Here is a 15,101-nt window from a genome sequence, read left to right as displayed (position 1 = left end):
AAAGACTACTATTTAACATCAAAACAATTAAAATTTAAAACGAATTTGAGATGCGAATCATTTTTAGTCAAAAATCATAGGTTGACTTCTAAAAAATATCTGTCCATAATGAACGTATTAAGCGATTTAGATCCGAAAACAGTCAAAATGACGTCATGGGAAACGTTTCCCATCATTTCATGCGTTTCCACCAAGCTGATTTCATCAGGTGCAGGGGAGCTCATTATAGGGGTGAAACAGGGGGAATTATGAATATCAAGGATATTGCAAGGCTATCAGGCGTTGGTATCGCCACGGTCTCCAGGGTAATTAATAACTCCGGTGTCGTAAGTGATGCAACCAGAGCTAAAGTAATGGCTGTTGTAAGAGAACATAATTACATTCCAAATGGAAATGCAAGCAATCTGAAAAAAACGCGTTCTAATACGATAGCACTTATGGTTAAGGGGATTGCAAATCCGTTTTTTGCAGACATGATCAAAGAAGTAGAGCGTCAAGTGAATCTGCGCGGCTGCCCGCTTCTGATCCAGCATGTTGAAGATGGAGTGGATGAGATCAATGCTGCTCTTCAGCTTGTGAAGGAAAAGAATTTATACGGGGTAATCTTTATGGGTGGTACATATGACCATTCTGAAGAAAAATTCAAACAATTGCCGATCCCATTCGTTTTGACTACCATCACGACTACGAAGGATGTTGATCCTGCCGTATTCTCTAGTGTGATCATTGATGATATGCAAGAGTCTTATAAAGCTGTGAGCTATCTAATTTCACTCGGACACCGGAACATTTGCTTTTTGGCCAGATTTCCTTTGGTTCAGCATACTACCGGAAACCGTCGTCTTATGGGTTATATTAAGGCCCTTGAGGATCATGGGATTGAGTATGATGCTTCCTTGGTAGAGGATTGTGAATACAGTCCAAGTTCTGGTTTTACGGCTACGAAAAGACTGCTTAATAAGAAAAAAGATATCACCGCTGTATTTGCCGCATCAGATACCATCGCTATCGGAGCTGCCAAGGCTTTATTGTCTTTGGGTCTATCGATTCCAAATGATATTTCGATCATCGGATTTGACGGTATAGAGATGGCAGAATACTATCACCCATCGCTGGATACGATTAGCCAACCTGGGGTGGATATGGCGAAAGCCAGTGTTGAAATTCTGTTTGACCTGATTTCGGGACAATCGGAGAACAAACATGTGGTATTCGAGTCTGTTTTGGTTAAGCGGGGATCTTGCAAGAAGATTAATAAACAAGCATAAACGCCTTCGGCATAATTTCTTATATTTTAAAAAAGTTTCCGTAAGGAGATGACATATGGCACTTCTAACCGTTGAGACTGGTTCTCCTACCTTAAGAATGACAACGTCCATCAGTATCATCTCCCCCGTTGATTCGGGCAATACCACCGGAGGAACGCTCTATCTGTTACATGGTGCTGGCGACAATGCTAGCACATGGTACAGGCTGACCACCATTGAGCAGTATGCTAACAAGTATGGCTGTACAGTCATAATGCCTCAGGTAGGAAGAAGCTATTATACAGATATGGAGTATGGACTGGATTACTTCCACTATGTTACGCAAGAGCTTCCTGAGCTTTGTGGCCGAATGATGAGACTGGATGATGATCCGCAAAAGACGTATGTTGCCGGACTATCGATGGGCGGATATGGGGCGTTAAAATGTGCACTTACCTATCCTGAGCGCTACAGCAAAGTAGTTTCCTTATCAGGCGTTACAGATATTCAGAAAAGATTGAAAGACCCGCAAATGTCTTCGGATATGGCGAGGGAGATGGCAGGCACTTTCGGAAAACGCTTACAAGTTAAGCCGGATCAAGATCTGTATGCTTTAGCGGCTAAATTGGTCGACGATAAACGTAAGCTGCCTTCAATTTTGACCTGCTGTGGCTCGGAAGATCCATTTGTGGAGATGAACCGGGAATTTGCTTCTCATATGCAAGCGAGTCCCTATACATTTCAATATGTTGAGACTCCGGGAACACATGAATGGAGATTCTGGGAGGAGCATCTGAAGACAACTTTTGATTTCTTGTACAACTAAGAGCAATGAGCAATTGCAGAAAGAGATATTATGGAGGATTTGAGATGAAAGACCAGCAACTGACGTCCCTGTTGAACCAGATGACGCTTGAAGAGAAAATAGCACAATTGCAGCAGCTAGCTGCTAATTTCTATGAAGGAGCGGAAGAAGGAGGGCAAATCACTGGCCCTATGGCATCCATGGGGATTACGGATCACATGATTGAGAACAGTGGTTCAGTACTTGGACTTTCGGGCGCAGAGCAAGTCATTGCCGTCCAAGAAGCTCATTTACGTAAAAATAGATTGGGTATTCCACTGCTGATGATGGCGGATATCGTGCATGGCTTTAAGACGATTTTTCCGGTGCCACTGGCGATTGGTTGCTCTTGGGATATGGAACGGGCGGAGCTAAGCGCTGAGATTGCTGCTAAAGAAGCGGCAGTGTCTGGTGTACACGTTACTTTTGCACCTATGGCGGACCTTGTTCGGGACCCGCGTTGGGGAAGAGTGATGGAGTCTACCGGCGAAGATCCTTATTTGAATGGTAGGTTTGCCCGTGCATTTGTACGCGGGTTTCAGGGAAATGACTTGACGGGTGATGTAAGTCGTCTGGCGGCATGCGTTAAGCACTTTGCAGCCTATGGTCTATCCGAAGGCGGGCGGGATTATAATACGGTCGATTTATCAGAACGTCAGCTACGGGAATATTATCTGCCAGCCTATCGTGCAGCACTGGATGAGGGTGCAGAAATGGTTATGACTTCGTTCAACACGATTGACGGGATTCCAATAAGCGGAAACGTTAAGCTGCTTCGTCAGCTGCTGCGTGAGGAATGGGGCTTTGACGGCGTGTTGATCTCGGATTGGGGCGCGGTGAAGGAACTGATCCCACATGGTGTCGCCGAGGATGAGGCTGAAGCAGCACTTAAAGCTATCAAAGCTAGCGTGGATATCGAGATGATGACAGAGTGTTATGTGCACCAACTGCCAGCTCTTGTAGCAGATGGGCAAGTGGATGAAAGTATCATTGATGAAGCCGTACTTCGTATTTTGAAATTGAAGCAAAGACTGGGCTTGTTTGAGAATCCGTTACGTGGGGCAGATATAGAGAAAGAGCGCGAGGTAATTTTCTGTGATGCTCACCGGACAGCAGCGAGAGAATTAGCGGTTAAATCCTGCGTTCTACTGAAGAATGATCAGGTTCTGCCGCTTGCGACAGAGCAGCGGATTGCGCTAATCGGACCGTTTGCTAATAACGGAGATATTCTTGGACCATGGTCCTGGTTGGGTTCAACAGAAGAAGCTAGCCGTCTTGCTCCAGCTTTTGAAGCTCGTGCAGCTGCAGGTAAGGTTACCGTTGCAGAAGGCTCCGGGATTGAGAGCTTTACAGAAGAGCAATGGCTGGAGGCGAAAGCGGCAGCGCTGGAAGCCGATGTGATTGTGCTGGCGCTTGGAGAACATTCAGATATGAGTGGAGAAGCTGGAAGTCGTTCAGATATCCGCTTGCCGGAAGCGCAGCGTGAGCTTTTGCAACGTATGAAGACGCTGGGTAAGCCTGTTGTGGTGGTGTTGTTTAACGGACGCCCGCTGGATCTTAGTGGTGTGATCGAGAACGCGGATGCTATTCTGGAAGCCTGGTTCCCAGGAAGCGAGGGCGGCGCGGCGATTACCAGTCTACTGTATGGTGACGAGAATCCGTCAGGAAGATTAACGATGTCTTTCCCTGTATCTGTTGGGCAAATTCCGGTCTATTACAATCATTTCAACACTGGACGTCCTCTACATGCACCGGGTGCGGACAAGCGTTATGTCTCACAATATCTGGACATTCCTAATGAGCCGTTCCTGCCATTTGGCTTTGGTCTTAGCTATACGACATTTGGCTACAGTGAACCGATCCTTTCCGGTGAAATAATGACGAAGGATCAGCCTATTAAAGTAACTGTTACGGTGACTAATACGGGTAATGTACAAGGTGAAGAGGTAGTGCAGCTCTATATCCGAGACATTTCAGGAGAAGTTGTCAGACCAATGAAGGAACTGAAAGATTTTGCCAAGATCAGCCTCTCCCCGGGAGAAAGCCAGGAAGTGAGCTTTACGCTTACAGAAGAACAGCTTCGTTACTATCATAGCGACTTAAGCTTTAGCAGTGATCCGGGACAATTCAAATTGTTTGTGGGTCCAAATAGCCAAGAGGTTAAAGAACGCGATTTTCGCTTAACATTAGCTTAAGTAGAATATATACGACACAGGCTGTCGTAATAGAGGAGTGCAAGAATATGACTACTAATATGAATTCTAACATCCATTTAAACGCTGGAGACTTATCATTCACTTTTACAAACAGTGGGGACTTGTTCCAAGTTCTCCATGAACGGACAATGATCAATCAATTGCTGCCTAATATCGTGGATGGCTCCTTATCCAACCTATATTTACGCATTCATAGTAATGGAAGCATTCAAGCTGTTCCTTTGCTGGGCATTCATTCCTCAAGCACTGTACGTAAGGCTGGGAACCGCTTGGTTTGGGAAGGTACTGCGGAAAATATCGAGTATCAGGTTATTTTTACTCCGACGGCTCAAGGCGCTTGGTTCTGGGACGTGAAGCTTAAAGGGCAAGATGCAGATGTGGATCTCGTGTACGGACAAGATGTGGGTATTGCCGATATCGGTGCTGTTCGCAGTAATGAAGCCTATCTGTCACAGTATATTGACCACGCCGTATTCGAGGATCAGTCAAAGGGATATGTAGTATGTTCCAGACAGAATCAACCGCAAGGTGGCAAATTTCCATACCTACAACAGGGTGCAATCACTAAGGCAGCAAGCTTCTCAACAGATGGTTTCCAATTCTTTGGATTGTCTTATAAAGAGACCAATCAACCAGAAAGCCTGAGCCGTGAGCAATTAAGTAATGAAATCTATCAATATGAATTCGCTTATACTGCGCTGCAATCGGAGCGGGTGAAGCTGAGTGGGGAAGCCCGGTTTGTATTTTATGGATTGTTCAAGCAAGATCATCCAGAAGCGATTACCTCGTTAGAATTCACGAAGGATGTTGCTGCGGCTTGGGAAACGGTAAAAGAGTTGCCTTTAGAAGCTGAAGCACCGCTCGAGCGTTCTTTCTTGACGAAAGAGCTGGGAGCACCACTAGCTGCAAATTCTCTGACGAGCGAAGAGATCGAAGCCTTGTTCCCGGTTCGCTATCAAGAGGAAAAAGAGGGAGACCAGCTTCTGTCTTTCTTCACGGAAAATTATGAGCATGTTGTATTGAAAGAGAAGGAACTTAAGGTAGAGCGTCCTCATGGTCATATTCTAATGAGTGGGGATAATGCCCGACTTAACGATAAGGTAATCACTACGACTTCCTATATGTACGGAATATTTAACTCACAAATCGTTATTGGCAATACCAATTTCAACAAGCTCATGACCAATGCCAGAAATGCACTTAATATTCCAAAGGCCTCGGGACAAAGAATCTATGTACAGTGGAATGGCGAATATCGCCTCTTGACCATGCCTTCATTGTTCGAAGTTGGTTTCAACTATGCCCGTTGGTATTACAGAACAGATGGCGAATGCTTCATTATTACGAACTACACTACTGCAGATTCTCCGGAGATATTCCTGAATGTGCGTACGGAAAGTGGAAAAGCTTATCGCTATCTAGTCACTAATCAAATCACTATGAACGTTAACGAATACGAGCTTCCATATCAATTCAAACAAGAAGAGGGAACCGTAACCTTCTCGGCTGATAGAAGTGCACTAAGTGCAGGAGAATATCCTGATCTGCAATATAAATTCCAGGTACAGGGAGCGGATTTCACTCTTCAAAATGAAGGTAGGCTCGTCTCTCATGCTGACCAGTCAGATGCGCCACTAGCTATTCTGGAACTGTCGGAGAGCAGTGAATGGACATTGAACATTCAAGGTCTTCTGGATGGTAAGGAGATTCAATCGAGCAGCCGTACAGCTGAAGAGGAGATTTCCGCATACCGCGAGTTCTACAGCGGGGTTATGAATGGCTTCCGCTTGACGTTAGGTGATGGGTCAGAAGGTGAGTTGTTTAAGGTAAATGCTCTAGCTTGGTGGTATACACATAATATGCTCGTCCATTATTCAGTCCCTCACGGATTGGAACAATACGGCGGCGCTGCTTGGGGAACCCGTGACGTGTGTCAGGGACCAGTGGAATACTTCATGGCTACGCAAAAATACGATCAGGTTCGTGAAATATTGCTGACCCTGTATGCTCATCAATATGAAGATGATGGTAACTGGCCACAGTGGTTCATGTTTGATAAATATACGAAGATTCAGCAAGAGGAGAGCCATGGAGATATTATTGTATGGCCACTCAAAGTGCTTGGAGACTATTTGGCGGTAACGCAAGATTACAGTATTTTGCAAGCGACTGTGCCTTATACTCGTAAGCATAGCTTTGATTTTACAGAGGAAAAAGCGACGCTGCTGGATCATGCACGGAAGGAAGTTGCTTATATTAAGAATCACTTCCTGCATGACACGCATTTGTCTTCTTACGGTGATGGAGACTGGGATGATACACTCCAACCGGCTAATCCACAGCTGAAGCAGTACATGGTTAGCAGCTGGACAGTGGCGCTTACCTATCAGACATTGAATCAGTTCTCAGAAGTGCTTCATAAAGTTGATCCAGCAGGTTCGGAAGAGCTGAAAGCGATGGTGGAGGGAATCCGTGAGGATTTCAACACACATATGCTTCAATCTGAGGTAATTCCAGGCTTCTTGTATATGGAGGACCCAGAGCAAGTGAAGCTTATGGTACATCCAAGTGATACGGAAACAGGGATCCAATACCGTCTGCTGCCAATGACGCGCAGTATGATCAGTGAGCTGCTTACACCAGAACAAGCCGAAGCCCACTATGAAGTAATCCAAGATAAACTGTTCTGTCCAGATGGCGTTCGTTTGATGAACCGTCCAGCTCAATATGTTGGCGGCGTAAGCACCCATTTCAAACGTGCGGAGCAAGCTTCTAACTTTGGTCGGGAAATTGGACTTCAATATGTACATGCACACATCCGTTATGTAGAAGCTATGGCTAAGCTAGGGAAAACCGATCAGGTCTGGAATGGCCTAGCGGCGATCAATCCGATCGGAATCCGCGACGTGGTGCCAAACGCTGAACTACGTCAGGCTAACTCTTATTTCAGTAGCTCGGATGGTAAATTTAACACCCGTTACGAGGCACAGGAGAATTTCGATAAACTGCGTAATGGTGACGTAGCGGTTAAAGGTGGCTGGAGAATCTATTCAAGCGGTCCTGGGATCTACATGAACCAGTTGATCTCTAATGCACTGGGGATCCGTACGGAAGGCGGAGATTTAATCGTCGATCCAATTCTGCCGGAGTCGCTGGACGGAATGCGCTTTAGCTTTGAATATGCAGGCACTAAGGTAGACTTTATTTATCACCTTACGGGCTCTGATAACAGTCGGATTACTGTTAACGGTACAGAAGTTCAAGCCGAAGGTACGCTTAATCGCTACCGTAGTGGTGGTATCCGTATCAAACGTGAGGACTTTGATCGTCTCTGCGTAGAAGCTGGAAATGTGATAGACATTTATAAGTAAGATAATAAAAAAAGGGCAATCTCCGCGATAAGCGTGGAGATTGCCCTTTTTGTACTACATACGGCTCGGTGTCGGTAACCCAAGCACCTCTAGCACTTCACCTAAAGTGTCCTTAAATCTCGAAGTGAGCCAGAGGCGGAACGCGATGGTAGCCTCCGCACCTTTTAAAATCGGACATATAGAATAGAAGTTATTGAAAAGTGTGGCTAAGGTATGCGCGTATGTGCAGAGTATATTCGGCGTCAATTCTATGCTGGCAGAATACAATGTCTCCTGCCAGAGGCTAAGCTGTCTCAGCAAAGCGAGCTCTGCTTTTTCCATTTCGAGTGGAAATTGAAGCTTTGAGGCATCTGTGCTGAATGGGATTGTAGATTTGCTCAAAACACTGCTGGCACGGGCATAGGTGTACATCAGATAAACCCCGGTATTACCGGATATTTCGGTAGCCTGTTTGAAATCAAACACGATTTCCGTTCCCAGGTTAAACCGCAGCAGATAATAACGAATAGCAGCAACTGCAATGATATGGCTGGAAAGACCCTCTTTATCAGAGCGCGAATGTTCTATGTTCTGTTCCATAAGCTTTACTAAATCGCTCACCTTAACGCCGATTCCTTGGCGCCCGGACATGGCATAAGAAGATTTTCCTTCTGAAGTATCTATCCCCAGTTCAGCAGCAGAGGCCGGACTAAGAGAAACAACGCCATAACTTACATGATGGAGCTTCTCAGCCTGCTCGTTATATCCTAGTGCTCTTAAAGCCTGCTTAACCATTTGTTGCGGATATTCCTGTCTATAATCGATGACGTTAATAACACGGTCGGCATGTCCATAAGGCTCATGGGTTCCAGTTAAACCTGTGGTCCATAAACCAGACGAGAATTCACTGTAGGTGAAATCTTTGGATAGTAGACCGAATTTCCAGAGATGATAAGCAATGTCTTTGGCTGTATATGTCAAAATCCCATTCGAACGCACAAGCACCTTATCCATCTGATGATCCTCTGACTCCGCTCCACTGCTAACCTCTGTCCCTTGCTTTAGCACCCAGCAGCCCGCAAGCTTGCCCTCAGTCTCCTGTACAAAAACTGCCGTTTGCTTCAATCGCTCAGATGCGGCTGTCCAGAATCCCTCTTTTAAAATATTGCTCTCCCACACCAGCAGGTCATAGTGAATACCAAAACGCTTCATTTCCGCTACATGTTCTCTCACAATACGTTCAGCGACTAAGTTGCCCAGCCACGCCTCATTACCATCACCCTGTTCAAGGGCATGCAGCATATCCGTGCGCTTGTGAGTGATCTCTGGATTCCGTGCATATTCTTTGTTCACTTTGGCATATAGATCCCAGCAATAATCACCGAAGCGTTGATGTTCCCCTTCTAAAGGTACATTTAATAAACCAACGACTGTATCTGCCAGCTGGTTGCCCAGATCATCCACGTAGTTATGGACCTCTACGTTATGTCCGGTTCTTTTCATGATTCTGACCAGCGCATCACCGATGCAAGCGTTTCTCAGATGACCTACATGAGCAGCTTTATTTGGATTGATTGAAGTGTGCTCTATGATGACCTTTTCCCTTGTGCTGTTAGGCAGATTAAAGGAATGTTTAGCCCACACCTGCCAATTCATATACAAATTAATAAATCCAGGAGCAGCTACTTCGACTTTTTGTAAAAGACCCGTGTACCTCTCTTGTAATTTAATTTCTGCTTTTACTAATTCTGCTATGACGAGAGGGGATTTACGCAGGAGTTTGGCTAGCTGCATAGCAATATTGCAGGAATAATCACCATGCTCTAGATTAGCTGGCTGTTCGATCAGAATTGCAACATCGTTTGGGTAGGCAACTTCTAAGGTGTGGAATACTTTTTTTACACTTTGTTCAATGCTGTGTTTGATGATTTGACTTAACATTTTATACCCTCCTTTGAAAACACAAAAAAGCCCTCGTCTCAAAAGAGACGAGAGCTTTAGCGCTCGCGGTACCACTCTCGTTGCTAAACAGATGTTTAGCCACCTTACAGGATAACGGTCTTTAGCCGGGACTTCCTACTTAGGTTCAGAAGTCCATCTCACGGGTGCGCTTCATTAGGTGATCTGTACCGGCTTGCACTTACCCGGCTCGCTGTGGACTAGAACACGTTAACTACTCTCCCGCTCATCGATGCTTGAATAATTTTTATCAGTATAACGAATATTTCGAAAAAAGCAATAGGGTGTTAATCAGTAAAGTCTAGAAGATGCTTGAGTTTTAGATTGTCCGATTAGTAGATTACAAATTCAAAGAATAGAAGGTTGTCTTTTTTTTTCGGGTGGCAATTCCTTTGCTTAAATGTCCACACATTAATTTTAAATACAGAATATTACTATATAGAGCTATTAGTTATGAACCATGTTACTAGTGTTGTAGTTTTTAATCTTTCAAACTGCTGGTGGAAGGGAGGAGTGAATAAAGATGGTTTTATTTTCAACTGGACCTATAGATAATAGTCCAATTCTGGGGATCAGACAGACGCAAATAGTAACGGTAAAAGTAGTTAATCGTGATTCTCTTAATTCTTATAATCTTGTCATTCAAGGCTTCTTACTAAATGGATCAAGAACGATGTATGTGAATGAAATGGTAAGTCTCGCACCTAACCAAGTTCTAACTAGGAACTATTTTGCTGATTTAGACGCATTTGAATTTGAGTTTGTAACATTAGAAGAAGTTGAAGCAGAGATAGGGATCTCAGTCTGGGGAAAACAGGCTTCGGGAGAAATGGTAGATTCTCATCGTATAGTAGCGTGGGAAAAACATACAGCAATAATCTAAAGGAGTGTTGAAAATTGAGTTATTTATCTACCGGGCCGATAGATAATACCATGGTGGGAGGTATACGACCTACTCAACATGTTACGATCAAAATCGATAACCGAAGCGATGTTGTTTCTTCTACAGTTCTCGTCCAAGGATATTATATGGATGGGACAAGAACTTTATATGTTAGTGAGCTTGTTAACGTTATGCCTGATCAAGTTATAACAAAGGACTATTATGCAGATTTTGATGCGTTTGAATTTATTTTTACGACTTTAAGCCTGGTAGATGATCCTATTCAAATTTCAGTCTGGGGAAAAAATAGTGTAGGTCAAATTGTGACTGCTCACCGACTTGTCCATGCTGAATTACTTGGAGCAACGGTAGGGGCAACTGGTGCGACAGGGGCAGCCGGAGGAGCGACAGGAGCAACGGGAGCGGACGGAGTGACTGGAGCAACAGGAGCAGATGGAGTGACAGGGGCAACAGGAGCAACAGGAGCAGCTGGAGCAACGGGAGCAGATGGAGCGACTGGAGCAACAGGGGCAGACGGAGCGACTGGAGCAGCTGGAGCGACTGGTGCAACGGGAGCCGACGGAGTGACCGGAGCGACTGGTGCAACGGGAGCCGACGGAGTGACCGGAGCGACTGGTGCAACGGGAGCCGACGGAGTGACCGGAGCAACGGGAGCGGATGGAGTGGCTGGAGCAACGGGAGCGGATGGAGTGACTGGAGCAACGGGAGCGGATGGAGTGACTGGAGCAACGGGAGCGGATGGAGTGACTGGAGCAACAGGAGCGGACGGAGTGACTGGAGCAACGGGAGCAGATGGAGTGACTGGAGCAACAGGAGCAACTGGAGCAGATGGAGTGACTGGAGCAACGGGAGCAGTTGGAGCGACAGGAGCAACAGGGGCAGACGGAGCGACTGGAGCGGATGGAGTGACCGGAGCAACAGGAGCGGACGGAGTGACTGGAGCAACGGGAGCAGATGGAGTGACTGGAGCAACAGGAGCGGCAGGTGTAACTGGAGTGACTGGGGCAACTGGAGTGACTGGAGCAACAGGAGCGGCAGGTGTAACTGGAGCAACGGGAGCGGATGGAGCCACTGGAGCAACAGGGGCAGCTGGAGTGACTGGAGCAACAGGAGCGGCAGGTGTAACTGGAGCAACGGGAGCCGACGGAGTGACTGGAGCAACAGGGGCAGCTGGAGTGACTGGGGCAACGGGAGCAGCTGGAGTGACTGGAGCAACTGGAGCGGCAGGTGTAACTGGAGCAACGGGAGCCGACGGAGTGACTGGAGCAACAGGGGCAGCTGGAGTGACAGGGGCAACGGGAGCAGTTGGAGCGACTGGTGCAACAGGAGCCGACGGGGTGACTGGAGCGACTGGTGCAACAGGAGCCGACGGGGTGACTGGAGCGACGGGAGCGGCAGGTGTAACTGGAGCAACAGGAGCGGCAGGTGTGACTGGAGCAACAGGAGCGGCAGGTGTGACCGGAGCAACAGGAGCCGATGGAGTGACCGGAGCAACGGGAGCAGTTGGAGCGACTGGAGCAACGGGAGCCGACGGGGTGACTGGAGCAACAGGAGCGGCAGGTGTGACTGGAGCAACAGGAGCGGACGGAGTGACTGGAGCAACGGGAGCAGCTGGAGCGACTGGAGCAGCTGGAGCGACTGGAGCAGCTGGAGCGACTGGAGCAACGGGAGCAGCTGGAGCGACTGGAGCAACGGGAGCGGACGGAGTGATTGGAGCAACAGGGGCAACTGGAGCGACTGGAGCAACGGGAGCGGACGGAGTGACTGGAGCAACGGGGGCAGTTGGAGCGACTGGGGCAACGGGAGCGGCAGGTGTAACAGGAGCAACAGGAGTGGCAGGTGTAACTGGAGCAACAGGAGCGGCAGGTGTGACTGGAGCAACGGGAGCGGCAGGTGTAACAGGAGCAACAGGAGTGGCAGGTGTAACTGGAGCAACAGGAGCGGCAGGTGTGACTGGAGCAACAGGAGCGGCAGGTGTGACTGGAGCAACGGGAGCCGACGGAGTGACAGGAGCAACGGGAGCAACTGGAGCAGCTGGAGTGACTGGAGCAACCGGAGCGGCAGGTGTGACTGGAGCAACGGGAGCAACCGGAGCGACTGGTGTAACGGGAGTAACAGGAATAACTGGAGTGACTGGAGCAACAGGGCCGAATATTCAAGCTGAGGGATTCTCAGCGTTCCTATCAGCTTTGTCAGTTTCTACTTCTTCCCAACTGACTGGATGGTCTGTGGCTTCTCCTTTCTATTCTGATCCTTCCTTTAACCCTGTTACGGGTAATTATACAGTTCCGACAACGGGTAGATATTCTATTGAAGCGACCATTAACTATTCCACAACTGCCTCAATCTCAATTAGTCTTGGTAGTGGGGTTAATCCAGCTTTCGTAGTTCAGAGAACTTCTCCTACTTCAACAAATCTGGTAAGTGGATTATTCCCTGTGTTGGATGTGAATGTTGCGCTTATTCTAGATTTGAGAGCTATTTTGGGAAGTGGGACTGTAACGCTGGTTGGAGAATTTGCACTAACAGCAGGTGATGTTATTGGTTTGTTCTATGTTTCTAATGGCTTGACGGTTCCTTTGAATCTGGGCGGTGCCAATACTTCGGGTATAGTTTGGTCTGTTCATGAATTGACGTAAATTTATCTCTGAGTTTGATTGTGAAAATAGAGGATGCTCAGTAGCCGTAAGGATGGCTTCCTGAGCTATCCTCTATTTTGTTAACGGGACAAGTTTTGGGCAGAAGGGAATAATGCTCCTAAGAGTTACAAACTATTGAATATTGATAGATTTATAGATTTTTCCAATAGCACTCAATATGTATAGTAGTAGCTTTTGATAGATGTCCACACATTAAAAAGAGAAAAGAATATTACTATTAAGAGCCGAAAATTTCCAACTGAAAAATATAATAGGCTCATTGTTAGCGAATTTAGAGTAGATCGGAGGAATGATTATAGTAACACTACTATTTAGAATTTTTTGCAGGCAATCTATTTAAAAATAAAAGGAGTTGATAACTTGAGTTATTTATCTACTGGACCTATAGAAAACAATCTGGTAAGCGGTGAAAGACCCACTCAGCTTGTTACTATTAAACTTGTTAATCAGAGTGATGTCACTGCGTCGTTGATTCAAGTCGAAGGATATTATATGAACGGTACAAGAACACTATATGTTAGTGAACTTCATACTGTGGGACCTAATGAAGTACTAACAAATGATTATTATGCAAATTTTGATTCATTCGAATTTTCATTTACAACACCAACTTTGATAGACGATCCAATTCAAGTCTCAGTTTGGGGAAAAAGCAGCACAGGTCAATTAGTGACTGCTCATCGGCTTGTCTACTCTGAATTGTATGGTGAAAATATAGGTTATTCAGGAGCCACTGGAGCCACCGGAGCCACTGGAGCCACCGGAGCCACCGGAGATACCGGAGCGACAGGAAGTACAGGTGCAACAGGAGCAACGGGAAGCGCAGGTGCAACAGGAGCAACGGGAAGCGCAGGTGCAACAGGAGCAACGGGAAGCGCAGGTGCAACAGGAGCAACGGGAAGTGCAGGTGCAACAGGAGCGACAGGAAGCGCAGGTGTAACAGGAGCAACAGGAAGTGCAGGTGCAACAGGAGCGACAGGAAGCGCAGGAGTTACCGGAGCAACGGGAAGCGCAGGTGTAACAGGAGCGACAGGAAGCGCAGGTGTAACTGGAGCAACAGGAAGCGCAGGTGTAACAGGAGCAACGGGAAGTGCAGGTGCAACAGGAGCAACGGGAAGCGCAGGTGTAACAGGAGCGACAGGAAGCGCAGGTGTAACTGGAGCAACAGGAAGTGCAGGCGTGACTGGAGCAACAGGAAGTGCAGGTGCAACAGGAGCGACAGGAAGCGCAGGTGCAACAGGAGCGACAGGAAGCGCAGGTGTAACTGGAGCAACAGGAAGCGCAGGTGTAACTGGAGCAACGGGAAGTGGAGGCGCAACTGGAGCGACTGGAGTGACAGGAACAACCGGAGCAACGGGACCTGCTGGTTCAGGTGCAATCATTCCTTATGCTTCTGGTCTTCCTGTAGCTATGACAACTGTATTAGGAGGCTTGCTGAATACTTCAAGTATCGTAGGATTCGGAAGTAGTGCGACGAATATTAGTGCTGCTGGCGGTACGATAGATCTCACCGGAGCGGCTGGAACCTTGCTGAACTTTGCATTCTCAGTTCCACGCACCGGAACAATTACCTCTTTGGCGGCCTATTTCAGCACAACAGCAGCGCTTAGTTTATTAGGTTCTACAGTAACAATCACTGCTCAATTATTCAGTTCTTCTACACCTAACAATACCTTTGCTGCAGTCCCTGGTGCTGTAGTCACATTAAATCCTCCATTTACAGGTGTCCTTTCACTTGGCACAATTAGCAGTGGTATTACTACAGGCTTGAGCATTCCTGTAACCACTGGAGAGCGGTTGCTGTTGGTCTTCACTTCAACAGTAACGGCCGGAGTCGACGTTGCGACAACCATTGCTGGATACGCTAGTGCAGGAGTTACAATCACTTAATACGATGAATTTGAAAAAGGGATATCCCAAA

The 15,101-nt window shown here is 46.9% G+C and carries 8 protein-coding genes and 1 other annotated feature; of the genes, 7 read left to right on the top strand and 1 reads right to left on the bottom strand.

Features of this window, described 5'->3' with window-relative positions; translation table 11 throughout:
• The first annotated feature begins 248 nt into the window (after nucleotides 1-248).
• Genes H70737_RS23880 through H70737_RS23865 form a run of 4 tightly spaced genes read left to right on the top strand, consistent with a single transcriptional unit; the run spans nucleotide 249 to nucleotide 7,678 of the window.
• Entirely contained in the window at nucleotides 249-1,268 is a 1,020-nt protein-coding gene (locus H70737_RS23880) for a LacI family DNA-binding transcriptional regulator (RefSeq protein ID WP_042191311.1), read from the top strand.
• A gap of 55 nt (nucleotides 1,269-1,323) precedes the next feature.
• A complete protein-coding gene (locus H70737_RS23875) occupies nucleotides 1,324-2,073 on the top strand; it encodes an alpha/beta hydrolase (protein WP_042191309.1) in 750 nt (249 codons plus the stop codon).
• Nucleotides 2,074-2,117: 44 nt separating this feature from the next.
• Nucleotides 2,118-4,286: a glycoside hydrolase family 3 N-terminal domain-containing protein gene (locus H70737_RS23870; RefSeq protein WP_042191307.1), complete on the top strand. Its 2,169-nt coding sequence runs from the start codon at nucleotides 2,118-2,120 to the stop codon at nucleotides 4,284-4,286.
• A gap of 47 nt (nucleotides 4,287-4,333) precedes the next feature.
• Nucleotides 4,334-7,678 carry a GH36-type glycosyl hydrolase domain-containing protein gene (locus tag H70737_RS23865; RefSeq protein ID WP_042191305.1) on the top strand — a complete coding sequence of 1,115 codons (3,345 nt, stop codon included), beginning with the start codon at nucleotides 4,334-4,336 and terminating at the stop codon, nucleotides 7,676-7,678.
• A gap of 54 nt (nucleotides 7,679-7,732) precedes the next feature.
• On the opposite strand, the gene H70737_RS23860 is transcribed toward H70737_RS23865, so the two are convergent.
• Complete coding sequence (locus tag H70737_RS23860; protein ID WP_042191303.1) at nucleotides 7,733-9,598, bottom strand: arginine--tRNA ligase; 1,866 nt, start codon at nucleotides 9,596-9,598, stop codon at nucleotides 7,733-7,735.
• Between the two features lie 40 nt (nucleotides 9,599-9,638).
• Nucleotides 9,639-9,855, bottom strand: a binding site (T-box leader).
• Between the two features lie 284 nt (nucleotides 9,856-10,139).
• Here H70737_RS23860 and H70737_RS23855 point away from each other — a divergent pair.
• The 3 genes from H70737_RS23855 (at nucleotide 10,140) to H70737_RS23845 (ending at nucleotide 15,070) form a co-directional block, all read left to right on the top strand.
• A complete protein-coding gene (locus tag H70737_RS23855) occupies nucleotides 10,140-10,499 on the top strand; it encodes a hypothetical protein (RefSeq protein ID WP_042191301.1) in 360 nt (119 codons plus the stop codon).
• 14 nt (nucleotides 10,500-10,513) lie between these two features.
• Entirely contained in the window at nucleotides 10,514-13,159 is a 2,646-nt protein-coding gene (locus tag H70737_RS23850) for a beta strand repeat-containing protein (RefSeq protein WP_231573341.1), read from the top strand.
• Nucleotides 13,160-13,540: 381 nt separating this feature from the next.
• A complete protein-coding gene (locus H70737_RS23845) occupies nucleotides 13,541-15,070 on the top strand; it encodes an exosporium glycoprotein BclB-related protein (protein ID WP_042191299.1) in 1,530 nt (509 codons plus the stop codon).
• The last annotated feature ends 31 nt before the right edge of the window (nucleotides 15,071-15,101 follow it).

The sequence above is a fragment of the Paenibacillus sp. FSL H7-0737 genome (genome assembly GCF_000758545.1).
GTDB lineage: Bacteria > Bacillota > Bacilli > Paenibacillales > Paenibacillaceae > Paenibacillus_AQ.
The sequence above is the reverse complement of the archived record's forward strand: the minus strand, read 5'-3'. Positions and strand labels throughout refer to the sequence as shown.